The sequence below is a fragment of the Bacillus sp. 3G2 genome (genome assembly GCF_044324725.1).
Lineage (GTDB): Bacteria > Bacillota > Bacilli > Bacillales > Bacillaceae_G > Bacillus_A > Bacillus_A mobilis.
Window position 1 is genome coordinate 4431454 of the sequence record NZ_CP172246.1, and the last position, 23845, is coordinate 4455298.

Annotated in this window: 29 protein-coding genes; 8 read left to right on the forward strand and 21 right to left on the reverse strand. The window is 36.8% G+C overall.

Annotated features, from left to right (window positions below):
- Positions 1-104 precede the first annotated feature (104 nt).
- Positions 105-503: a large-conductance mechanosensitive channel protein MscL gene (mscL, locus tag ACHZK0_RS22765; RefSeq protein ID WP_000266996.1), complete on the forward strand. Its 399-nt coding sequence runs from the start codon at positions 105-107 to the stop codon at positions 501-503.
- A gap of 48 nt (positions 504-551) precedes the next feature.
- Here the strand turns inward: mscL and ACHZK0_RS22770 are convergent, their stop codons facing one another.
- Entirely contained in the window at positions 552-824 is a 273-nt protein-coding gene (locus ACHZK0_RS22770; protein WP_061680140.1) for a DUF3917 domain-containing protein, read from the reverse strand.
- Between the two features lie 152 nt (positions 825-976).
- Between ACHZK0_RS22770 and ACHZK0_RS22775 the strand changes: the two genes are divergently transcribed.
- From ACHZK0_RS22775 to ACHZK0_RS22785, 3 genes are all read left to right on the forward strand, one after another.
- Positions 977-1273: a hypothetical protein gene (locus ACHZK0_RS22775; RefSeq protein ID WP_262740164.1), complete on the forward strand. Its 297-nt coding sequence runs from the start codon at positions 977-979 to the stop codon at positions 1271-1273.
- Positions 1274-1342: 69 nt separating this feature from the next.
- Positions 1343-1579, forward strand: coding sequence for a DUF3949 domain-containing protein (locus ACHZK0_RS22780; RefSeq protein WP_262740165.1), 237 nt, complete (start codon positions 1343-1345; stop codon positions 1577-1579).
- A gap of 1 nt (position 1580) precedes the next feature.
- Positions 1581-1943 carry a DUF4288 domain-containing protein gene (locus ACHZK0_RS22785; protein WP_395761739.1) on the forward strand — a complete coding sequence of 121 codons (363 nt, stop codon included), beginning with the start codon at positions 1581-1583 and terminating at the stop codon, positions 1941-1943.
- Positions 1944-1978: 35 nt separating this feature from the next.
- Here ACHZK0_RS22785 and ccpA read toward each other — a convergent pair whose 3' ends face one another.
- The 4 genes from ccpA to ACHZK0_RS22805 all read right to left on the reverse strand — a co-directional run bounded on the left by ccpA (position 1979) and on the right by ACHZK0_RS22805 (position 5559).
- On the reverse strand, positions 1979-2977 hold the full coding sequence (ccpA, locus tag ACHZK0_RS22790) for a catabolite control protein A (RefSeq protein ID WP_262740166.1): 999 nt from the start codon (positions 2975-2977) through the stop codon (positions 1979-1981).
- A gap of 609 nt (positions 2978-3586) precedes the next feature.
- Positions 3587-4603, reverse strand: a complete 1017-nt coding sequence (locus ACHZK0_RS22795) for a CamS family sex pheromone protein (RefSeq protein WP_270341825.1) — start codon at positions 4601-4603, stop codon at positions 3587-3589.
- 117 nt (positions 4604-4720) lie between these two features.
- Complete coding sequence (gene ytxJ, locus ACHZK0_RS22800; protein ID WP_001057490.1) at positions 4721-5047, reverse strand: bacillithiol system redox-active protein YtxJ; 327 nt, start codon at positions 5045-5047, stop codon at positions 4721-4723.
- Entirely contained in the window at positions 5047-5559 is a 513-nt protein-coding gene (locus tag ACHZK0_RS22805; protein ID WP_001197726.1) for a DUF948 domain-containing protein, read from the reverse strand. Before ACHZK0_RS22805 ends, ytxJ begins: the two co-directional genes overlap by 1 nt.
- A gap of 187 nt (positions 5560-5746) precedes the next feature.
- On the opposite strand from ACHZK0_RS22805, the gene ACHZK0_RS22810 reads away from it, so the two are divergent.
- Positions 5747-6862, forward strand: a complete 1116-nt coding sequence (locus ACHZK0_RS22810) for an aminopeptidase (protein ID WP_000654740.1) — start codon at positions 5747-5749, stop codon at positions 6860-6862.
- 36 nt (positions 6863-6898) lie between these two features.
- Here the strand turns inward: ACHZK0_RS22810 and ACHZK0_RS22815 are convergent, their stop codons facing one another.
- The 5 genes from ACHZK0_RS22815 to ACHZK0_RS22835 form a co-directional block, all read right to left on the reverse strand.
- Positions 6899-7333 carry a hypothetical protein gene (locus ACHZK0_RS22815; protein ID WP_262740169.1) on the reverse strand — a complete coding sequence of 145 codons (435 nt, stop codon included), beginning with the start codon at positions 7331-7333 and terminating at the stop codon, positions 6899-6901.
- 15 nt (positions 7334-7348) lie between these two features.
- Complete coding sequence (locus ACHZK0_RS22820; RefSeq protein ID WP_395760896.1) at positions 7349-7531, reverse strand: hypothetical protein; 183 nt, start codon at positions 7529-7531, stop codon at positions 7349-7351.
- Positions 7528-7932, reverse strand: coding sequence for a PH domain-containing protein (locus ACHZK0_RS22825; protein WP_395760897.1), 405 nt, complete (start codon positions 7930-7932; stop codon positions 7528-7530). Before ACHZK0_RS22825 ends, ACHZK0_RS22820 begins: the two co-directional genes overlap by 4 nt.
- 77 nt (positions 7933-8009) lie before the next feature.
- Positions 8010-8501, reverse strand: a complete 492-nt coding sequence (locus ACHZK0_RS22830; protein ID WP_395760898.1) for a GNAT family N-acetyltransferase — start codon at positions 8499-8501, stop codon at positions 8010-8012.
- Positions 8498-9046 (reverse strand): GNAT family N-acetyltransferase, encoded by a 549-nt coding sequence (locus ACHZK0_RS22835; RefSeq protein ID WP_395760899.1) that lies wholly within the window; start codon positions 9044-9046, stop codon positions 8498-8500. The genes ACHZK0_RS22830 and ACHZK0_RS22835 overlap by 4 nt, the downstream gene beginning before the upstream one ends.
- A 138-nt stretch (positions 9047-9184) precedes the next feature.
- On the opposite strand from ACHZK0_RS22835, the gene ACHZK0_RS22840 reads away from it, so the two are divergent.
- Together ACHZK0_RS22840 and ACHZK0_RS22845 are read left to right on the forward strand one after the other, a co-directional pair.
- Entirely contained in the window at positions 9185-9529 is a 345-nt protein-coding gene (locus ACHZK0_RS22840; protein WP_270605982.1) for a PadR family transcriptional regulator, read from the forward strand.
- The gene (locus ACHZK0_RS22845; protein WP_395760900.1) at positions 9526-10188 is read left to right on the forward strand and encodes an HAAS signaling domain-containing protein; all 663 of its coding nucleotides are present in this window, start codon (positions 9526-9528) and stop codon (positions 10186-10188) included. The genes ACHZK0_RS22840 and ACHZK0_RS22845 overlap by 4 nt, the downstream gene beginning before the upstream one ends.
- 54 nt (positions 10189-10242) lie before the next feature.
- Here the strand turns inward: ACHZK0_RS22845 and murC are convergent, their stop codons facing one another.
- The 10 genes from murC to ACHZK0_RS22895 all read right to left on the reverse strand — a co-directional run bounded on the left by murC (position 10243) and on the right by ACHZK0_RS22895 (position 22323).
- A complete protein-coding gene (gene murC, locus ACHZK0_RS22850) occupies positions 10243-11553 on the reverse strand; it encodes a UDP-N-acetylmuramate--L-alanine ligase (RefSeq protein ID WP_000219461.1) in 1311 nt (436 codons plus the stop codon).
- A 252-nt stretch (positions 11554-11805) separates the two neighbouring features.
- Positions 11806-12924, reverse strand: coding sequence for a nicotinate phosphoribosyltransferase (locus tag ACHZK0_RS22855; RefSeq protein ID WP_000658380.1), 1119 nt, complete (start codon positions 12922-12924; stop codon positions 11806-11808).
- A 61-nt stretch (positions 12925-12985) separates the two neighbouring features.
- On the reverse strand, positions 12986-16879 hold the full coding sequence (locus ACHZK0_RS22860) for a DNA translocase FtsK (RefSeq protein WP_395760901.1): 3894 nt from the start codon (positions 16877-16879) through the stop codon (positions 12986-12988).
- Positions 16880-17034: 155 nt separating this feature from the next.
- Positions 17035-17991 (reverse strand): N-acetylmuramoyl-L-alanine amidase, encoded by a 957-nt coding sequence (locus ACHZK0_RS22865; protein WP_262740176.1) that lies wholly within the window; start codon positions 17989-17991, stop codon positions 17035-17037.
- Positions 17992-18031: 40 nt separating this feature from the next.
- A complete protein-coding gene (locus tag ACHZK0_RS22870) occupies positions 18032-18376 on the reverse strand; it encodes a thiamine transporter (RefSeq protein WP_262740177.1) in 345 nt (114 codons plus the stop codon).
- A 195-nt stretch (positions 18377-18571) separates the two neighbouring features.
- The gene (gene ytpR / locus ACHZK0_RS22875) at positions 18572-19186 is read right to left on the reverse strand and encodes a YtpR family tRNA-binding protein (protein ID WP_001006763.1); all 615 of its coding nucleotides are present in this window, start codon (positions 19184-19186) and stop codon (positions 18572-18574) included.
- Positions 19183-19995, reverse strand: a complete 813-nt coding sequence (locus ACHZK0_RS22880; protein ID WP_000784603.1) for a DUF1444 domain-containing protein — start codon at positions 19993-19995, stop codon at positions 19183-19185. Before ACHZK0_RS22880 ends, ytpR begins: the two co-directional genes overlap by 4 nt.
- Before the next feature lie 78 nt (positions 19996-20073).
- Positions 20074-20388 carry a thioredoxin family protein gene (locus ACHZK0_RS22885; RefSeq protein ID WP_000838193.1) on the reverse strand — a complete coding sequence of 105 codons (315 nt, stop codon included), beginning with the start codon at positions 20386-20388 and terminating at the stop codon, positions 20074-20076.
- 83 nt (positions 20389-20471) lie between these two features.
- Entirely contained in the window at positions 20472-20981 is a 510-nt protein-coding gene (locus tag ACHZK0_RS22890; RefSeq protein ID WP_262740178.1) for a DUF84 family protein, read from the reverse strand.
- A 268-nt stretch (positions 20982-21249) separates the two neighbouring features.
- On the reverse strand, positions 21250-22323 hold the full coding sequence (locus ACHZK0_RS22895) for a M42 family metallopeptidase (RefSeq protein WP_002123132.1): 1074 nt from the start codon (positions 22321-22323) through the stop codon (positions 21250-21252).
- Between the two features lie 148 nt (positions 22324-22471).
- Between ACHZK0_RS22895 and ACHZK0_RS22900 the strand changes: the two genes are divergently transcribed.
- Positions 22472-22783, forward strand: coding sequence for a PepSY domain-containing protein (locus ACHZK0_RS22900; protein ID WP_000118541.1), 312 nt, complete (start codon positions 22472-22474; stop codon positions 22781-22783).
- Between the two features lie 194 nt (positions 22784-22977).
- Here the strand turns inward: ACHZK0_RS22900 and ACHZK0_RS22905 are convergent, their stop codons facing one another.
- Positions 22978-23832, reverse strand: a complete 855-nt coding sequence (locus ACHZK0_RS22905; protein ID WP_270341527.1) for a YtnP family quorum-quenching lactonase — start codon at positions 23830-23832, stop codon at positions 22978-22980.
- Positions 23833-23845 lie beyond the last annotated feature (13 nt).

Below are 23845 nucleotides of genomic sequence, written 5' to 3' on the forward strand. Positions count from 1 at the left end.
CTTTCATTCCCATTTCCTCTTTATTTCTCTCACAAATTTCTATAGAATATGTTGATAGGAATTATAAATTTCATAATGAATCGTGGAAAGGATGGGATTAACACATGTGGAACGAATTTAAAAAATTCGCATTCAAAGGGAATGTAATCGATTTAGCTGTCGGGGTTGTAATCGGTGCTGCATTCGGTAAAATTGTTAGTTCTTTAGTAAAAGATATCATCACACCATTACTTGGTATGGTATTAGGTGGCGTTGACTTTACAGATTTAAAAATTACATTCGGTAAATCATCTATTATGTATGGTAACTTCATCCAAACTATTTTTGATTTCTTAATTATTGCAGCGGCTATCTTTATGTTCATTAAAGTATTCAACAAACTAACATCTAAAAGAGAAGAAGAAAAAGAGGAAGAACTTCCAGAACCAACAAAAGAAGAAGAACTTCTTGGCGAAATTCGCGACTTATTAAAACAACAAAATTCTTCTAAAGATAGAGCATAATTGAACGGATAAAAAGGCATGTCCCTCGGGACATGCCTTTTCTATATGTTATAACGTTTCCGAATTCATATGAATAAATAAAATAATACCAGCAACCATAAGTACCATTACACTACCTGCAAATAGTGTAATACCCATGAACATTAAGCTTGTGCTCATGTCCACTGATACACTTTCAATAAAAATAGAAATTACATACGTGATAAGGGCAATTCCTGCAAGAATACTTCCTGGAACAAATCGCTTTAAGCCATTTTGTTTTAACGTCATATATGCAAAAATAGCAGTCATACAAAGCGTAATTATCCAAAGAACGATCATCTCTTTTCCCCCCTCACAAGCCTTTTCTTTCTATTATACATGACATTGCCCTATAATAGTTAAATTTGCACTTATGTGACATATAACAAGGAATACCTCTCACTATAGCGAAAGCATTATTACATATACTTACACAATAAGGAGGCTTTCATTTGGAATATAATACTATATGTAATTTGGAACTAACCGAACGATTTGATTACGTTACGATTGACTTAGAAAAACAATTTTTTTATATCGAAGTTGTAAATTTACAAAGCAATACAGCTGTACTAAAAATATCAATCAACTTGGAAAAAGACGAAACGATGGTAGAGGGAAATATAATTCAGTACGATACTTTTCACATAGAAGCATTATTACAAGGATTGAAATGTACCGCTCAAACATGTATTGAACACAATTTAAGAAACAAAAGGGAACTGTTCGCATTTTTAGAAGAAAACTAGCTCTAAAAATGGTTATTTTTATTGATATAATTACCATATATAAATATTCTTTATAAGGGAGTGTTCATAATGATTTGGATTTCACTAATCGTATTAGCCTATTTCATCATTCTCGTTCCAATACAATATAACTATATTAAGATGCTCAAGACAAAACAGAAAAAAATGAACATGTCACAAAACGAACTATATGACAACATGTCTTATGATGAATCCCAAATACACTATCATTATCAAAGTAACTTATTTACAATACCTGCTTCGCTTGTCGCAAGTATTATTTATAGAGTGAAACATGCAGTATAATATGTACGCTGTAAAATTATTGTTTGAATCTGTTCATTCTGGTGAGCCTGATCCTACGAAAATAGATGAGCATTATGAAGAGAATCACGATACACTTTTTGAAGAAAGTATTATTCTCGTTAAAGCAAACAGTTTAGAAGAAGCACACAAACTAGGTGAAAAAATCGCGATGCAATCTGAGGATACGTACGATAACATGTATGATGAGCAAGTGAAATGGAAATTCCGAAAAGTGCTGCATGTGTTTGAATTAGACGATACACCATTTGAAACTGGAAAAGAATTATACGCAAGATTTTTACACGTTAAGAAAAATGAAACGGTAGATACAATCGTACAAAAATACTATCCCGAATACGAATAAAAGCTCACAGCGAATGCTGTGAGCTTTTTTTATACTTACTTCGTTGAATCTCTAAATTGGATACGGTGAGGTAAGATAACAGTGTGATCTTCCACTTTTTCTTTGTTCATATACTTTGTTAATAGACGCATTGCTACTGCACCGATATCATACATTGGTTGTACAACTGTTGAAAGTTGTGGACGAACCATTAATGCAAGGCGTGTATTATCGAAACCAAGTACTTCTACATCAGTTGGTACGTTTAACCCAGCGTCTTGTGCTGCATGGATTACACCTAGTGCCATTTCGTCAGAAGATACGAAGATTGCTGTTGGCTTTTCATCGCTGCTCCAAAGCTTTTCGAATGCTTCGATACCTGAATCATATGTGTAATCTCCATCAATTATAAGATTTTCATCATATGAAATACTTGCTTCTTCTAAAGCTTTTTTATAACCTTGTAACTTCTTCGCGCTTCCCGCTTTATCAATGAAAGGACCAGAGACGAAACCGATACGCTTATGTCCTTGCTCAATAAAGTGCTTCATTGCGTCGTAAGCTGCTTGTGTATAATCAATATTTACTGATGGCGTTTCATTTTGCTCATCAAATGACGCTGCTAATACGATCGGTACTGGAGACTTTTTGAATTCTTCAATATGAATGTCTGTAATATCTTCACCCATGAAAACAATTCCGTCCACTTGTTTTCCAAGCATCGTATTTAATAAATGGAACTCTTTCTCTTTGTTTTGGTCAGAGTTACTTAAAATGATGTTATATTTGTACATTGTTGCGATATCTTCAATTCCACGAGCAAGTTCTGCATAAAACGTATTTGAGATATCAGGAATAATAACACCTACTGTAGTTGTCTTCTTACTTGCTAGTCCACGTGCTACCGCATTTGGGCGGTATCCTAAACGATCAATTGCTTCTAATACTTTCTTTCTTGTTGTAGGCTTTACATTTGGGTTACCGTTCACAACACGTGATACGGTAGCCATTGAAACGTTCGCTTCGCGCGCTACATCATAGATTGTTACGTTCATCTCATCGCACACTCCTTCTATTTTTGTTATCTATTTTTATGTATCGGTTACTTGAATGAAAAAAAGACATCAACTCTATTTGCAGATGCCACCAATCGTCCCGAGTTCTTCCTTTTACTAATGATACGATAAAAACGCAGGCTCATACAATATTTTCCCGCAAAAGTTTCGAAAAAATTCGCTTCTTTTCTCGTATTTTCGTATTTTTTATGAAAAAAAGGGCATTTTTTGTAAAAATATAGATATTCCATACGGAGAAACCTTATTTTAAGCAGTACGATAGTAAATGAAATTTATATCGGCGATTTTTCGAATATATCGACCGCAACTCGAAATATATCGGCGATTTTCCAAATATATCGATCACAACTGAAATTATATGAGCGATTTTTTTAATATATCGACTTACCGACAGAAACCGACAATGATAGTCATTTGATGCGCCGGATTTGGAGGTGCGCGGCGCCCTGTAGAATGCGTTATATCAAGAACAACAAGGGTAACTATATTTCTTCCTTTACAATTGGCACAGCGGAAGTATGACGCGCTCTTTCCCATCGTACATTTTCACTTACAAGTAAAAAAGACAGTTTAAACACTGTCTTTTTTTTACAAGAAGGAAACAAACGGTTTATCGCTGTTTTTCTCTTTTATAATAATTGCCTCGATTTTGCTCTCGGACTTAATCTGCAATTGTACTTTCGCATCTTTAGGTAATTTTTCTAACATACTTTGAGCAGCCATTTGAGTAAGGGCCATTAATTCTGTTTTACCATTATATTTAATAACAATATTCATATTCAATGTATCCATTTGATTTTTCTTATAAGAAACTTTAGCATTGACTGGGATAAAATCTGCCGGAGAAAAATCTTTCATTGCCTTAGCAAACTCAGTTATTTTTGTATTATCTTCTCCATGTGCTTGTTTAAATTCATCAGAAGGATATGAAAACGCTTGTTCATCGATCATGCTCCAATTTCCAAGGTTCGTATCATTCTTTTGAACAGTAGCACTAGCAATATACGTACCATTTTTTAAAGAACTTGTACTTTCTTGCTTAAAGATAGCAAACGTAATTGGAGATTTATTATACTTGTCATTTTTATTAATAGCTTCAGTAAGTTGCTTGGCAACTTCAGCCCCCTTAGACATAGCTTCTTCATTCGATACACTTGAAGACATAGCTAACCCAATCACAACGCCAGATAAACTTAATTCATTTGAATTCTGCTTCCCGAAATAGTCTTGTTCTATAATATTTGTCAAAACTGGCGCTTCTACTTTCGCGACTAGTTCATCAACTAATTTCTCAGGGATATACTGATTTAATTGTAGTACATGATTTTCTGTATCAAATTGCTCTTTTGCAATATTCATTAAACCATTCTCATACTCTGCTAAATCTAATTTAGAATTTGTTTTTATATTAGCTGTATTTATAACCTTTTGTTCTTTTAAAGGAATTACAGTTCTATAATAATCTTTAGAAACAGCAGTTCTCGGAATCATGCTTTTTTCTTTCGTATCCTTTTGTATAACTTCATCCTTCTTACTAATCGTATCATTACTACAAGCTCCTAGTAATAAACTTACGACCGCGAAGGATAATGCCATTTTCTTCATTACCTAAAACCTACTTTCAACAATCTAGTTATTTAATTTGAACTATTAACAGTGTACCATTAAATATATTTCAACAAAAACAAAAAAAAGAAGCAAGCACCTTTAGCTTGCTTCTTTTTACTTAATATTTTCTTCTAAAGCGTCTTTTTTAATGTTCCAATGAGACGTATTCCATACTACCATCCCATCTTTTATGTATAACACTTGCGGAGATTCATGTTTAATGCTGTACTGTTCTGCAACACGATTCGAAACATCTCTCGCATCTTGTACGTATAAGTAATACGCTGGTACCGCTCTTTCTTCACTACAATACGCTTGAAATTCTGTATATGCACCGTGACTAATTGGGCATGTCGTACTATGTTTAAAAAGAACATAAGGCTCATTTTTTTCTACTAATACTTCAAGCTCTTCAATTGTTTCAACTTTTGTCATATTCATCACGATTCACCTCTCATACGAAGTCTAGAGCGCTTCTCTTTCTTTTCAGCCTTTTTCTCAAGTCTTTCTAATTTACGCTCTTCTTTTTCAACCTTTTTTTCTTGTCTTGTCGCACGATAATGATTGTATACTTCAATTGCTGCGCTGCTCCACTGTACAACTTGCGCTACTTTATCTGCATTGTTTTCAATTTCGTCTGTAACAGATTCTGATACATTACGAAGTTTCGTATTTAAAGAATGGATTGTCGTTCCAATTCCATCTACACCCGATACTACTTTGTTTAATGATTGTGACTTCTGTTGAATGTCATCTGCTAACGCATTTGTTTTATGTAATAATTGCTCCGTCTCTACGCTAATCCCTTGCATTTGCTTTTCTAAACCTTCTAACGTGCTCGCAACGTTTTCTAACGTCTTTTGAACCGATAACAACGTTCTGCATACATACACTACTAATACAGCGAAAGCAACCGCGATAATAGCCGCACTTACATATAAAAGAACTTGCATTTCATCACTTCCTTTATCTTTTTCATACTTTCTCCTATTATACAATCATTTTCCGTTTCGTTCTAATCCTTATCTTTTCATTAGAATTTTCATACTTATTCGTTAACTTTAACATAAATGATTCAACAAATTCCACTAAGTAGGTTACAATAGGAGAGGATACATAATTAGTAGGGAGGCTTTACATATGAAAGATCCACGCATTGAAAAGTTAGCATACAATTTAATTAACTACTCTATTCGCTTACAAAAAGGCGAAAAAGTATTAATTGAAAACTTTGGCTTACAAAAAGAACTTGTAACTGCACTTGTAAAAGAAGCATATGCAGCTGGTGGTTTCCCATTCGTTTCTTTAAAAGATCATCAAGTAGATCGCTCTTTATTAATGGGTGCTACTGAAGAACACTTCGAACAAATCGCTGCATATGAAGCAAGCGTAATGAAAGATATGGACGCTTATATCGGTCTTCGCTCTGGCGATAACATTAACGAACAAGCTGACGTACCAAGTGAAAGAATGCAAATTCACGGTCAAACAGTTGGTAAGAAAGTTCATAGAGACATCCGCGTTCCGAAAACGCGCTGGGTTGTTCTTCGCTACCCAAATGCTTCTATGGCGCAGCTTGCTAAAATGAGCACAGAAGCTTTCGAAGACTTCTACTTCGAAGTTTGTAACTTAGACTACGGTAAAATGGATAAGGCGATGGATAGCCTTGTTACATTAATGAATAAAACAGATAAAGTTCGCTTAACTGGCCCTGGAACTGACTTAACATTCTCTATTAAAGACATTCCAGCTATTAAATGCTCAGGTCATTTAAATATTCCAGACGGTGAAGTATACTCTGCACCAGTTCGCGATTCTGTTAACGGTACAGTTTCTTACAACACGCCATCTCCTTACAACGGTTATACATTTGAAAATGTACAACTTAAGTTTGAGAATGGCCAAATCGTTGAAGCAACTGCAAACGATACAGAGCGCATTAACAAAATCTTCGATACAGACGAAGGTGCACGCTACGTTGGTGAGTTCGCAATCGGCGTAAACCCATACATCTTACATCCAATGGGAGACATCTTATTCGATGAAAAAATCGATGGCAGCTTCCACTTCACTCCTGGACAAGCTTACGACGATGCATGGAACGGCAACAACTCGAACATTCACTGGGATTTAGTATGCATCCAGCGCCCTGAATACGGCGGTGGCGAAATTTACTTCGACGACGTACTAATCCGTAAAGACGGACGCTTCGTTGTATCTGAACTAGAAGCTTTAAACCCAGAGAACTTAAAATAATAATAAAAACGCTCGGAATTTTCTCCGAGCGTTTTTTTAATACTTTAATAAGTCTTTCGCCACATCTTCTGGCACTTTAAAACTCATCTTCTTATTTTTCATTTCAACTTCGACATAAGGGACATCTTTATATACTGTCATTGTACCAATTTCATGTAACTCTTTTTTATCTTTACTCGACTCTGATAATTTTGGTGTGTCTTCTTGATACATTTTAAATGTTTTCCCTTGCGGAGTATCTAAAGGAGCCGATTGCATTTCCCACTTATCCATTTTCATGACTTCAAACAGCTTTTCAATTTCTTTCTTATCGGTAATTACTTTTTTATCACTTGAATCTGTAAGTGATTCAATCTCAACCTTTTGTGCCTTTTCAAGATTCATATCAGCCTTTTCCTTCTTCGCACTACACCCTATTAAAAGAACTGATGCGGTTAGCAGAAGTAAAAATAACGTAAGAACTTTTTTCATTTCTAATCCTCCTAACTACATAGATCTACTTTTTTCGTTTTTTGTTTGCTGAAAATGCAAATAATATAAAAGCGCCACTGCGATAGTACCTATTAATATTGGTACATATAAGGACAGATCCCATTTCATATATACTCTAGTGCAGCCAACAAACACAAACAAAATTTCCAAACAGAATAAAGGTTTTACATACTTCATTTCTTACCTACCATTTCTATTTTCACATGTGGATTTTCTTTCTCGATAAGCGCCAAGAATTCCTTCATATGTTGCGGCATCGCAACCATATGTACTTTGTATGCGTTCGTCGTAATTTCAAGATACTTTCCAACTTGACGAACAACTCTAATATCTTTTAATACAACATCATCATTTAAAATGCCGTACTTCAATACACCATTTTCTACTTTATGCTTTTTAATAAATACTTCCCAAACGAGTGGTACATTTACAAGGAAGCATAAACCCATTCCAATTAACGCTGACATCCACTGCTCTTTATTTGCGAAAAGCATGACAAGTGGATATACGAACATAAAAAATAACGTGAGACAAACGAAAATTACTACCGACTTACTTCTTTGAATCGGAATGTTCATACACGCACCCCCTAACCTAAATTATACCACTTTTTCCATTTTAGTTCATAAAAAAAGGCCATTTTCACATGACCTTCTTAAACGATATATCTATAGAATTTCTTATCCACCTGCAACACTGGAAAGCTTTTTGGCAACTCGTCTATACTCACACTTTGGAAATTATTCTTTTCATAAAAACGATGCGCTGCTAAAAATTTCACTGTCGTTCCTAAGTAAATATCTTTCAGCTTTTTATTCTCAGCCCACGAAATTGCTGTTTGGAGCAACTTATGTGATGCGCCCCACTCTTTTCCGCGAAATTCTTTTTTTACGAACATTTTCCGTAGCGCTACTTGATCGTTCCCAATATCTAATAAAGCTACTGTTCCAACTACTTTCCCATCATAAGTTGCAACCCAAAAGTTTCCATAATCCCTTTGATAGAACGTTCCTATTTCAAGTAGGTCTGGCTGTTCTTCTTTCGTAATAGGAACATTGTACTCTTTTTGCTGAATATGAACGATAAGATCTACTACTTCATCTTGAAACGCACTTTCATACGGAATAATGCGTATCTTCTCGTTCATCGAATCTCCTTCCATTCTGAAGCTAGTAAACTATATACAGCGATATCGTGAAAATGATCATATAGCCATTCATCATCTCTTAAAATACCATCTAACTTAAATCCTAAACGCTCTGGAATAGCGCGGCTTTGCACATTTTCAACACCGCATCTAATTTCCATTTTATTTAATTTTAAATTCTCAAATGCATAGTGAAGTACAGCCTTCACACTACGCGTCATAATGCCTTTCCCGCCAGCATCTTCTGCAAGGTAATACCCGAGACTCGCCGCTTTCTTCCCCCAACTTACCGGATGAATGCCTACCATTCCAACGAGCTTTCCTTTATAACGTATGCCACTTTCAAAACCGTCTCCCTCTGCAAACTTCTTTAACCACATCGGACAAATCTCATCATACGCACCTGCAGATTTCATCCCATCTACCCAAGGAAGCCATCTTCGTAAATGACTACGGTTTTGGTTTATTAATTGATATAGTTCCTCTTTATGATGCTTCTCTAATAACTGTAATTCGATTTCATCGTCTACTCGAAGTGTGAACATGTTTTTTAGCCCCTTTTTCTTATTATTCTAACATTTCTAGATGAAAAATGTTTAATATTCACACTTTATTTTAATTGTATATACGAACAACTACTATATATGATTGATATCTAGATATCAATCATATATAGTTAAAGTATGGAAAAAAATGATAATTTTATAATTCAATTACGTAAAGGTGTTTTTGATCTCGCTATTTTGTCTTTAATAAGCAAACGACCTATGTACGGATATGAAATTACAAGTGCATTACAAGATATCCCTGTGTTTCATATCCCAAATGGTTCGATTTATCCTATACTAAATCGAATCACAAAAAACAATTGGGCTATTTCCTATTGGGAAGAGTCCGGTGATGGCCCAAAAAGAAAATACTATCGAATTACAGACGAAGGGAGAGAAATTTTAAATAGTCGCTTACATGATTATGATGCAGTGTATCATGCTCTAATGTTACTAGCTAAAGGAGAGGATAAAAAATGAACAAAGAAAAATTCTTTTCAAATGAACTCATTACTTCTTTCTTACACGATCTTCATAAAGGTTTAATGAACTTACCTGCGTCAGCAAGAGAACAACATGTGCTAGAGATCAAATCGGATTTATATGAAAATGCATTAAGTAAAGAAAGTGAAGGGATACCATTAGAAATCATCCATTCACAAGTGATTTCAGAATTTCTTCCTCCAAAAGAATTAGCAAAGGAAATTGCAGGAGAATATACAGATGTTATTCAAGATGCACAGCAATCTACAAATACATTTATTAAATATTATTCCGGCCTATCTATCGGTCCACTCGGCGCTTTATCAGTGCCTATTGTACTCGGTTTTATAAATTTTTCTGCTAATTTACCATTTTTACTAGCCTTTATTGCAAGCAATATTTGGTTTATCTTTAGAGAAAACCATTGGAATATAGATTTATTAAAATACTTTAAAACAATTATTTCCATCAGTTCAAGACTGCTAATTGCTCTCCCATTCAGCTTTTTCGCGATTCGAATTATGATAACAAAACAATTCGATATGTTTTCATTCTATTATTTAATTGGATATGTACTTTTTAGTTCGCTATATATCTTCTTATTAAAACAACTATACAAAAAGAATGAACAATACCAACATATCAACGCTTTTTAAAATATATGGAACACAACAAAAAAGACGCACAGCCACAGCTATGCGTCTTTTCTATTACTTCTCTGCAACTTGAACTTCTTTTACGTAAGCTGCTTCGAATTTTTGGATGTCACCTGCGCCCATGAAAATTAGAACGCCGTTTTTATGTTTCTTTAGTACATCCGTTGTTGTATCTGTAATTAGTTCTGCACCGTCAATACGCTTTTGCAGATCTTCGATTGTTAATTCACCTTTGTTTTCGCGTGCTGATCCGAAAATATCACATAAGTATACTTGGTCAGCTTTGCTTAGGCTTTCAGCGAACTCATCTAAGAACTTTTCTGTACGTGAGAATGTGTGCGGCTGGAATACAGCGACAACTTCACGCTCTGGATGTTTTTGACGAGCTGCTTCAATCGTTGCATTAATTTCTGTCGGATGGTGTGCGTAGTCATCAATAATAACTTGCTCTCCCATTGGCTTTTCATTAAAGCGACGTTTTACGCCTTCAAAAGTTGTTAGCTGATGCTTAACTGCTTCTACATCAACGTTTTCATAATGGCAAAGCGCGATTACTGCTAATGCATTTAATACGCTGTGATTGCCGTATCCTGTAATTTTGAACGTGTCATAGTACGTATTACGAACGAATACATCGAAAATAGTACCATCTGTTCTCTTTTGAATGTTACGTGCTTGGAAATCATTATCTTCTCCAAATCCATAGAAAATAACAGGTACTTTCGCTTGAATTTTTTGAAGTTCTTCATCATCTCCACATGCAATAATGCCCTTCTTCACTTGCAATGCCATCTCTTGGAATGCATTGAATACATCATTGATATCTGAGAAATAATCTGGATGATCAAAATCAATGTTTGTCATAATCGCATAGTCTGGATTGTAAGACAAGAAATGACGACGATACTCACAAGCTTCAAATACAAAATACTTACTATTTTCTACCCCATGCCCTGTTCCATCTCCAATAAGGTAAGATGTAGGGTGTGCACCTTGCATTACATGGGCTAACAAACCAGTTGTTGATGTTTTTCCATGTGCACCAGTTACAGCAACACTTGTGTATTGGTTCATAAGGTCACCTAAGAAGTGATGGTAACGATGTACTGGGATGTTTAATTCTTTTGCTGCTACGATTTCTTCATGCGTATCAGGAAATGCATTTCCTGCAATAATCACTTGTCCTTCTTTTACATTATTTTTATCAAAAGGAAGGATCGAGATATTACGCTTTTCCAACGCTGTTTGTGTAAAGAAACGCTTTTCATAATCAGACCCTTGAACAGTATGCTTCATGTCATGAAGAATTTGAGCTAATGAACTCATTCCTGTTCCTTTAATTCCTACAAAATGGTAAACTGTCATCTTAAAGAACCTCCAACATTTCGAACTAATACAACGGCCTATCTATAAGACAGTATATGAATCTTTTCTTATTTTGGTAATCATCATACATTTTTGATGTAGTGAAGTTATTCTTCCCTTCACTTATCAGGATAAACTCGTACGTACTTCTTTTTTATGTCCATAACAAATCCATTATAGCAAAAAAGAAGCCGCTATACTATGATAACAGAAAAACTGATAGGGTCAATCACCTATCAGTTTTTCTCTCTTTTACATATCTTCTCTTTTTTCTAATTGCACACGCTCTAAACGTGGGTTTGGACGATATTTACGACCAGCTTTCGCTTCTGGTTTTCCATTTAATTCTACGTTATCACCAGTAAAGCCAATATTCATTTTTAATAAGCTACTTCCTACTCCGTATATATCAACAGGTACGTTTTGAGCTTCAAATTCACGAATACGCTTCTCATCAAATCCACCAGTTACAACGATGTCTACATGCTGGAATCCTTCTTCATCAAGTGCTTTACGAAGTGCGAATACAAGCGATGGGTTTACACCACGTGGATCAAATGTTCCAAGTACTTCTGGGTGGCGAATGAAGTATTGATCAATCATCGTACGCGACGTATCTACACGTACACCTTTTAATGTTGATCCAAATTCACGCGCTACGCGAAGTGCATCTGTAATGACATCATTGTTGTAATCAATTAATACAACTAATTCATCTTCTGGGAATTTCTTATGATATGCTTTTGCCGCTTCCACAACATCACCATTAAACATTTGAATTAATGCGTGAGGCATCGTCCCCATACCACTTCTGCCCCACCATTCATTCATCGCATGCGTCGCCTGTGCGCTCATACCTCCGATGTATGCTGCATAACCGTCACCAGCTTGTTGTGTATAATGATCGTCACGGTCTCCCATGAAAATAACTGGTTTTTCTTTATCTACGCTACGCGCAGCTTGGACAACGTTATATACGTTTGTCGCAACTGATGTACGACGAGCTAAAATCCCATCAATAACACCTTCTAAAAATCCGAAATTTTCATAAGGACCATGAATTGTTAACACTGTTTCAAACGGACTAATATTATCGCCATCTTTTAAAGAGTTAATTTCAAGTTCCTCAGGATTTTTAGCGAATGTTTGTAGTAATGCAATTACTTCATCTGTTCCGCAAAGAACTGCATTTTCCTTTTGGAAAAATTGCATCGTTACAACACTTTTCGGGCGAAATTCTTCAATGATTTCTCTAGTCTTTAAAAAGTAAACGGCAGAGAACCAACCTTCTCCAACGCGTTCGTCAAATTTAAATGTTCTATTTGTTAGTCTATTTATTTCACCTTTTAATTTTAATTCAATTTCTTTCATGTCGCTTTACTCCCTACTTTACTATCCAACATTTTCTCTTAGTATACAGCAAAACCGTTTACTATACATTTGTTTCCTGCATAGCAGCGAATTCATCCTCAGAAATAAGGACATCTCTTGGTTTCGTTCCTCTTCCCTCAGAAATAATCCCTTGCGATTCCATCTCTTCAATGAGACGTGCCGCGCGATTATAACCGATGCGGAATTTTCGCTGTACAGAAGATGTGGACGCTCCCCCTTGTTCTACAACAAATTGACATGCATCAAAGAACAATTCGTCTTCCGACTCAGCCTGTTCTGTTTTCGCTAATAAATCCTCTTGCTTAAATAAGTAATTCGGCTTCATTTGCTTTTTCACATGATCAACTGTCTTTTCAATCTCATCATCCGATACATATACACCTTGTACACGAACAGGCTTAGATGTACCGTTCCCTAAGAATAACATATCACCACGGCCAAGTAATTTCTCCGCGCCACCAATATCAATAATCGTACGCGAATCAACTTGAGATGATACAGTAAACGCAATACGCGTTGGAATGTTTGACTTAATTAAACCTGTAATAACATCTACAGATGGACGCTGCGTCGCTACTAATAAATGAATACCACAAGCACGTGCTTTTTGTGCAATACGACAAATCGCTTCCTCAACATCACCAGGTGCTACCATCATTAAGTCAGCTAACTCGTCAATGACGATAACGATATAAGGTAATGTCTCTCCCGGAATTTCTCGCTCACTTACAATCGTATTGTAACGAGTTAAATCACGAGCACCTGCGTGCGCAAACAATTCATAACGGCGCTCCATTTCTTCAACCGCCCATTTTAATGCTGCTGTCGCTGCCTTTACATCCGTAATAACAGGTGCGACAAGATGCGGAACAGAATTGTATGGTGCAAGCTCAACCATCTTCGGATCGATTAACATTAACTTCACTTCATGTGGTTTCGCTTTATATAAAATGCTCGTTAAAATTGCGTTAATACACACACTTTTACCAGAACCCGTTGCACCCGCAATAAGTCCGTGTGGCATTTTTCGAATATCCGTTACAATTGGATCTCCTGAAATATCAAGCCCTAACGCAACCGTAAGCGGTGATTCGCTCTTTGTAAACACAGGACTTCTTAAAATTTCACGAAGAAATACTGGCTTACTTTCTTTATTTGGAACTTCGATTCCAATCGCACTCTTCCCTGGAATCGGTGCTTCAATACGAATATCTTTCGCTGCTAAGCTTAACTTAATATCATCACTTAAATTTGTAATTTTATTTACTTTCACACCTGGGTCTGGCTGTACTTCAAAACGAGTTACTGCTGGACCTTGCGATACATTAATAACATGTGCGCCAACATGGAAATTATTAAACGTTGTATCTAATAATTCTTTCTGTTCATCCAACCATTCTGTATTATCTAACGCTGCTTGCTGCGGAATCGATAGCAATGTTAATGGCGGAATTGCATATGTCGGTGGTGTTTGCAATACATTTCGCATATCGTTCTCTCTTTGATTTACAACATATGCTTTCTCTTGTACTTCCGTACTTGAAATTGGCTTTTGTACTTGCTCTACCACCACTTGTTGCACTTGGCGTTCTTCTACTTGTGGTTCTACTGCCACTTGCTGCACTGGTGTTTCTTCCACTTGTGATTCTATCACTACTTGCTGCATTGGCTTTTCTTCCACTTGTGGTTCCACTACCACTTGTTGCACGGGTGTTTCTTCCACTTGTGATTCTACCAACACTTGTTGCACTGGTGTTTCTTCCACTTGTGATTCTACCATTACTTGCTGCATTGGTTTCTCTTCCACTTGTGATTCTATTACTACTTGCTGCATTGGCTTTTCTTCCACTTGTGGTTCCACTACCACTTGCTGCACTGTTTTTTCTTCTACTTGTTGTACAGGCTTATTCTCTACTCGTTCACTCATAGAAGATTGCATTGCATTTGCTCTAGCCGCATGTCTTTCCATTAATCGCGTTCTGTCTTGTTTCAACATAACAACATTAAATGGTACATGACGCTTCTTCTCACGTTTTGGTTCTTCTTTTTGGACAACTGGTTGTTCTTCTGCAATCGGTGCTTCTTCTACAACTGGCTGTTCTTCTGCAATCGGTGCTTCTTCTACAACTTGTTGTTCTTCTGCAATCGGCGCTTCTTCTACAGCTTGTTGTTCTTCTGCAATCGGTGCTTCTTCTACAACTCGTTGCTCTTCTGAAATCGGTGCTTCTTCTACAACTTGTTGTTCTTCTGCAATCGGTGCTTCTCCTACAACTTGCTGTTCTTCTGCAATCGGTGCTTCTTCTACAACTTGTTGTTCTTCTGCAATCGGTGCTTCTTCTACAACTTGTTGTTCTTCCGCAATTAAAACATCCGCAAAGCTTTGAACATCTTTCTTCGTTTGTTCATCAGCCTCAGCAACATGTATGAATTCATTCTTTTGTGCAATTGCTTCATCTAACAATACTTCTTGCTGCGTTTCCTCAAGTGCTACAGGTTCCGCTTCTTCTGGCTCTTCTGCTTCCGCAATTACTTCCACTTCTTCTAACTCTTCTGTTTCTGCAATTACTTCTACTTCTTCTGACTCTTCTGCTTCCGCAATTACTTCTACTTCTTCTGACTCTTCTGCTTCCGCAATTACTTCCGCTTCTTCTTCCGCAATTACTTCCACTTCTTCTAACTCTTCTGTTTCTGCAATTACTTCCACTTCTTCTGACTCTTCCGTTTCTGCAATTACTTCCACTTCTTCTAACTCTTCTGTTTCTGCAATTACTTCCACTTCTTCTAACTCTTCTGTTTCTGCAATTACTTCCACTTCTTCTAACTCTTCTGTTTCTGCAATTACTTCCACTTCTTCTAACTCTTCTGTTTCTGCAATTACTTCCGCTTCTTCTGGTATTTCCACAATGATTGTTTCTTCAAGTTTCTCTTCTGCTTTAACAATCACTGATTCTTCTGGTGCTTGTTTTTCTACTTCAATAGTAGGTTGTTCTATTTCTGTATTACGTTTAGTTTCTTCTAATAATATTGTATCCTCGTGCTCTACTTTAGAATCTACTAATTCTGCTTGTAGAGTGTTTTTGGCCACTACATCACTTTCTTGCTTCGTATCTTCCATGCTCTCCGCAATTGTTTCATGAAGTAATTCAGCCGCTGGAACTTCCTGCGGTGCACTAATTTCTTGAACCACTTCTTTTTCTTCTACTATAGGTTCTTGGCGTTCAATTTCGTAACCGTTTTTCTCTAGCCATTGATCGACAACTGACTTTTCTTCCTTTTTATTTTGTTGATCTCGCTGATCAACTCCTTCATGACTGGAAGAATTCGTTGCTTGTCCTTCTGAGAAATCAGATAATGCATACCCTTTTTTCTCTAACCATGCATCAACGACTGATTTGCCCTCTACAGATATTTCAAGGTCTTCTCTTTCCTTTTCTTCCTCCTGCTTTTCTACCTTTTTCTCTACTGAAGGACGATTATATCCGTAAATTGGCGAAATCATTTCTGTTGGACGAAATGGTCTACGGTTACTTTCTTGCGTAGGTGCAGATGCTTTCTTTACGACAGGCTCTCGCTCCGGTTCATATTGCATTTCCGGCTCTTCATATGTAGAAACTACCTTCTCCACATACTGTCGTCTACTTCTTTCCACTTTGATTCCTCTTTGAGTAGGCTGATTTTCATATGTTACAGCTTGAACAGGCTGTTCTTCAAAATGCCCTGTCTCTATAACATCCTCTTCATCAAACCCATTATCAGGTACTAATGGAAAACGGCATTTACCTGCATTCCTACTTGCCATTTGTGCTTCTCTTGCTTCAGTGTAGTGGTTTACACGAGGAATTTTCGGCTGACTTTCAACTTGCTTTAACACTTCTTTATTCATCGCTGTTTGTTCTTCCTCTTTGTTAAACAGCTTTTTCATCCAATCTAACATGCTTACCACTCTTTCTACTAAATAGTAACATCCTTTATTGTATCAGCATTCGGCAAAAAGTGCAGGTAAAATTAAGCATGTCATATTTATCCATAACATTCTAATTTACGAGTATTTTCATATGGAAAAACACAGCCTTACATATAAGACTGCGTTTAAGCTTTACTCTTCCGATATTCCTCTACACTATCCGTTACACTTTGCAATAAAGAATTTACATACTGCGAGTCAGATAATTTTTTATCTTCTTCAGGATTTGACATAAACCCAAGTTCTAATAGTACACCAGGTACTTTGGACCAATTAAATCCAGAAAGATCATCCCTGAATTTAATTCCATTCACTTTCACTTGCTGATTCTCTCTCATTTTATTTACAATCGTTTGAGAGATTTGAAGACTTTCAGCATAAATCTCTTTCGTATACGGACTTCCTTCTGCCGGTGTTAATACAGCAAATCCACTTTGATTCGGATTTTCAGAACCATCTGCATGAAGACGTAAAAACAAATTCGCCTTATGATCATTCGCAAATGTCGCGCGTTCTTTATTACTTATATCCACATCTTGTGACGTTCTCGTCATTAATACTTGTATTCCCTTTGCTTCTAACTTTTCTTTTAATACGAAAGCCATTTCTAATACAAGAACAGCCTCTCTTTTTTTCGTCACAACACCCGTTGTACCATCTGTTACTTTATATTTTTGCGTCGCTGCTCCTGGCCCAATCGGCTCTAAATTTAAATTCGCTTTTTGTTGATGCCCTGGATCAATAACAACGAGAAACTTTCCTTGTTTTTCATTACTCTCTACTTTTTGTTCATTATTTTGCAGTGGTTGCTCAGTTGGCTGCACTGGCGTTGCTTCCTCTTTCTTTTCCTCGGCCGGCACTTCCTCCTGCTTATGCTCCACTTGCTCAGTTGTTTGAACTGCTTGCGGTTCTTCTTTCTTTTCTTGTTCTTCTTGCTGCTTTTCTACCGGTGCGTCTTCCTTGTTATCTTTGTTTTTTTCCTGCATAGAAGATGTTACTTCTTGTTTCGGCTCTTCTTGCGAACAACCACCCATATATATGCCAATGAATGCAATCATGCTCATTACTTTTATATACTTCATATTTTTCTCCCATCACTTTGCACCGGTCTCAAAGTTTTTCTTATAATTGTTTTATAATCTCATCCATATTTCCAATATGAACGGGTTGCCACGTTTCAGTACCACGCTCTGCAGTATAAACTAAATACGTATCATCAGACACATTTACGAAAACTGGATCCCCCATATCTGTTTCGTATCCGATAACAATCCATTCCTCTTTCCATTTTCCATGTTCTTCACTTATTAATGAATTTTTATGTTTATCATATCGATAACCGATTTGTCCTTTTTCTAATTCATTTTCACTAAACAAATAGATTTCATAGGAACCTAACTCGATATCTTGCTGTTTTGAAGTTTCAATTCGTTTCAGAAGTTCTGCGATTTTTAGTTGTTGTTTCATACCTCTATCCCCTTCTATTTTTCTAAATTTTAACTATTTTGTTTATAAAACACAATATAGATTTTAAGAAAAAAGGTGACATCCTTATGAATATGAACGATTTTCTACATATACCTATCACAGCTCGCAATATATCATCGATTCAATAGAAAAGAGAGGTTGTCCAAAAGGACAACCTCTCTTTTCTAACATCAATTAAAATTTGAACTCTTGTCCAACTTCAAAGCTATCTTCTAATACAAGAATACCTTTTTCTTGTGGAGCATCTGGAAGCTCTAATTCACGTGCTGAGCAAATCATTCCTGAAGAAGGAACTCCGCGAAGTTCAGCTGGTTTAATTAACATACCGCTTGGCATTACAGCGCCGATTTTTGCAACGACAACTTTTTGTCCTGCATCAACGTTCGGTGCGCCACATACGATTTGTAATGTTTCTGTACCGATTTCTACTTTACAAATGTTTAACTTATCAGCATTTGGATGCTTCTCTTTTTCAGCTACATAGCCTACAACGAATTTTGGAGAAAGATCTGCTTCTACTGTTTCTTCAAAGCCGTTCTTCGCTAAAATTCCGTTGATTTGTTCTACAAGTTCTTTCGTTAATGTTAGGTTACCTGTTTCTTTTACTTCTAAGTAAGAAGATGCATTAAAGATGTTGAATCCTGCTGTTTCGTTGCTTTCACGATCGTATACGCGTGCAACATCTCCTTTGCGATCAAAAGTACGGTTCTCTAAAGTAATATCTTGTAAGGCAACAATTAGAGTGTCACCAATTCCTTCAAGGTTGTAAAAAACGTTCACTTCGTTCATCCTTTCTCTTTTCCATCTGTCTTCTTCCGATTTTTCGCTAAAATAAAGATTGGTTCAAAGTCCCCATCTTCATATACGAATGAAAGTGATGTAATCGGAACATGCCCTTCGGCAAAAAATTTCATTGTCATTTGTGCAATAATATCATAACCGATTTCGTTGACGATATCAGCAATAATTAATACATCTTGGTGAGGAACAGCAACAACCATATCACCAGAAATCTTTTCACGCATCGATTGTAGTAACGATTCGTTTAAAATACGAGTCGCATCATACCCATCATTTGTGTTTAAAAAGTAGAATGTATTCCCTGCTACTGTGTCTTGTTTAAATTCATAACCTAATGAGCGAGCGTTGAATAATGCCATTTCACGCACTTGTTGCTCTGTCAGTCCTAATTTTTGTAATAGACGTTCATCAATTAATCGATACGTTTTATTCGAATCTAACGCGTAGTAAATACGTGTTTCCGCCGTATGATCCGTCATAATAAACGGATTTCCTTCTTCTGCTTGTTTCGGGAAAGAAGTAGAGCGAATAACAGGTAAAATTTTCGCCGCGCTATTTTCTTCTTTATGCATCGCAATTAACGCTTCTTGTACGTAATAAGCAACCTCTTCAATTGCTTTTTCTTTATTCACTTCCCATTTTGCCACAACTCCTGGAAGCGATACGTTAATACCTTTTTTCGAGTCTTTTTGCTCTATACGTAGAACTTCTTTCTCGCTATCATACTGAAAGTCCCATTCCGGGCGAGATAATTTCTTCATTAACTCGTCTTTCATCTTTTTACTTGTCATCTTCATCTCTTTTTCCTCCCTTCCAAAAAAATAACCTCCCCCGCGAAGGTAGAGGTTGTTTTACAATTCAATTGGCAAATTGCCTTATTTTAAACCTTCAATGAACTCTTCGATTTGTTCTTGTGTTTTACGGTCTTTGTTTACATAGCGACCTGTTTCTTCACCTTTATTGTACGCTACAAAGCTCGGAATGCCAAATACGTCTAATTTTACGCATAGATCAATAAACTCATCACGATCTACATAGTAAAATGAGAAATCACTATATTTCTCTTCTACTTCTGGCATAAATGGATCTACAAAACGGCAGTCAGGGCACCATTCTGCTGAGAACATAAAGACTACATTCTCTTCATTTTTTAATTGTTGGAATTGCTCCATGCTTTCTAATGATTTCATCTATATTTCCTCCTCTAACGAGTGCATTTTTTCATGTTATAATCTTTCTTTTATACTACCATACATCGCGCATGGTGCAAGGTTTATGCTTGCTTTTCGTCATACTTATATTGCCCAACAAGTAACTTAACAACGTGTACAAATAATTCCGTACGGTCGACATAATCATCTGTAAAAATACCGATTGCACCTTCGTGACTACGAATATCTTTTCTCTGCACAAACTCTTCCATCACTTCACTTAACTCTTTGCCATCTTCAAGAGGTGCTAAAAAATCGTCTGGTAACTTAATACGTGCACCGCCAGCAACGAATGTTTTACCATCACTTGTTGCTAACGCGCCCCAGTTACACATAAATAAACCGTGCTCCGTTTTCATTACGCCGCCTTCTAGCCCAATACCAATTTGAGCTTCTCCTTCCTCTAGCGCTCGCTTCGCTCTATTAACCGCTCCTTGCATCGTCTCTTCATCTGAAAACGGCTGGTTTGCTACTCCTGAAGGAACAGAAAGAGATGTAATTATAGCATCATTCCAAACCTTCTCCACAGCTCCAACTTTCGTTTTATTCTTCGATCCAACTACTACTTTCATTTCATTCACCTCTATATACATTCATCATTTCGCCCTACTTAAATTAAACATCAATCACTACCATACATCACTGGGGCATCTATTCAACCTCAAAAAGAAGATGGATTCCCTCACCATTACCGTCTTCGACCCAAAAACAACTTTCCACTCTTTTCCTACCCGCGGTTTTTAATACACCATTCGAGCACCACTTAGGCACTAACCGCCACCACACACCGCTGGGTCATCTATTCAACCTAAAAAAAGAAGGGTTTTTCGCCCTTCCTCTCTACGCGTTATTCTTAATTGTCTCTAACGTCGTTTTATCTGTTGCTCTTACAAGCTTCGTAATTAACTCTTTCGCTGCCGCATAATCATCAACATGTAAAATAGAAGCATGTGTATGAATGTAGCGCGCGCAAACGCCAATTACTGCTGATGGGATACCTGAGTTACTTGTATGTACACGGCCCGCATCTGTACCACCTTGTGAAATAAAGTATTGGTACGGAATGTTGTGTGTTTCTGCTGTATCTAAAATAAATTCACGCATTCCTCTATGTGTTACCATCGTACGGTCGTAAATACGAAGAAGAGCACCTTTTCCTAATTGACCGAACTGCGTTTTATCACCAGACGCATCGTTCGCTGGGCTTGCATCAAGCGCATAGAAAATGTCTGGTTGAATCATATTTGCAGCTGTTTGTGCACCGCGAAGACCAACTTCTTCTTGTACAGTCGCGCCAGAGTATAATGTGTTTGGTAATGTTTCGTCTTTTAATTCTTTTAGTAATTCGATTGCAAGGCCACATCCGTAACGGTTGTCCCAAGCTTTCGCCATAATTTTCTTTTCGTTTGCCATCGGCGTAAACGGGCAGATTGGCACGATTTGTTGTCCTGGTTTTATACCAATTTCAATCGCATCTTCATAGCTGTCTGCACCTATATCAATTAACATATTTTTTATATCCATCGGTTTTGCACGTTGCGCGTCACTTAATAAATGAGGAGGAATAGAACCAACAACCCCAATAACAGGACCATTCTTCGTCATAACTTGTACACGTTGTGCTAATAGAACTTGGCTCCACCAGCCGCCTAACGTTTGAAAACGAAGCATCCCGTTTTTCGTAATTTGCGTAACCATGAAACCTACTTCATCCATATGACCTGCTACAAGAACACGTGGGCCAGTTTCGTCCCCTTTTTTCAGACCAAATACGCTCCCTAAACCGTCTTGCACAATTTCATCCGCATATTTGCTTAATTCTTGCTTCATAAAACGGCGTACATCATGTTCGAAACCTGATGCACCTTGTAATTCTGTTAACGTACGAAATAATTGTAATGTCTCTTTATTCACGAAGTCCCCTTCTTTCAAACCTTAGTAGAATACCTCTTTTATTGTAACGAAATTTTCGAAATGTTTCTAGTTTCTTCTTTTTTAGCTGTATTTGCTTTATAATTATTATTGGTACACTATTTTTATTTTATAGAATTGAGGTGAATATATGAGCTGGAAAGGTTTAGTAGCAGGTCTTGGCGTTGGATTTGCAGCTGGTTATCTTGTTGCAAACAAAGTCCAAGAACAATCCCATATTTCTTCAGAAAAAGCATTGAAAATGGTGAAACAAGCATTAAGTCATAAAGGTGAAATTACTGGCTCTTGGGTACATATGGTTCCAGAGACATTTGAAAAATATGATGTCGCATATGAAGTTTATCGCGGCGGTCTTACAACGATGTTAGATGATATACAAGAACGATTTGAATTTTTAGTTGATGCTAAAACAGGTACTGTTTTAGAGGTTATAGCAGCATAAAAAGGAGGGTTCCCATTAGGTGAACCTCTTATTTTTTAATTATGGATAGTAATTGAAATTATATCGGCGATTTTCTAAATTTATCGGCGCAACTCAGTTTATATCAGCGATTATTGAAACATATCGACTTACCGACAAAATACGACAACAAAAAGAAGACTGCTCCAACAGACTGTTGGAACACCCTCCCATTTTTATGCTTCTATACTCGTTTTTCGTTCTATTTTTTCTACGATATGCCCTTCCTCATTCCACTTTACGGCACGGTAATATGCGTCATGATAAAACGTAAACCAAGCATCGTTTTCAGCGCCGTACTTCATCCACTTTTGCTTATTTTCAATCGATGTCATTGGATAATCATCGTATGCCATTACCCATAGTACATTTTGATGGGCGTGCGTCGGCAATAGGTCTGCTAAATGAAGCATCGTTTCACCTTTGCTTTCTAAAGCAATAACTGCATGCCCATCACTATGACCGCCTGTATGCGCCATTTTTATTTCATCTGTAATTTCTATTTCTTGTTGGAACGTAATAACTTGATCTACAATTGGCTCCCAATTTTCCTTCCAATATGTATTGCGTGATCTAATATTTGGGTTCCTCATTTCATCCCATTCTGTTTCGCTTACGTAAATTTTCGCATTCGGAAAAGCTGGTACAAGGCCATCACCTTCCCGTTTTGTTAAACCAGATGCATGATCAAAATGAAGGTGCGTCATTAAAACGTAGTGGATATCTTCAGGCTTTAATCCTAGTTTTTCTAATGATTCATAAACCGATGATTCTTCGGTTACACCTTGATTTCGCTTCATCTTCTCATTCAATTTACCGTTTCCTATTCCAGAATCAATGAGCATATTCCCGTCTTTCGTTTGCAAAAGTAACGGATCCGTTCGTAAATAAATATGATTTGTATCATTATGTTTATACTTACGTGACCAAAGTACTTTCGGCACAACTCCAAACATTGCTCCCCCGTCTAAATGTGTGTTCCCACCTTTTAGCCACGTCACTTTTATATCTCCAATTTGTAACTGTTCCATTACGCATCCCCCT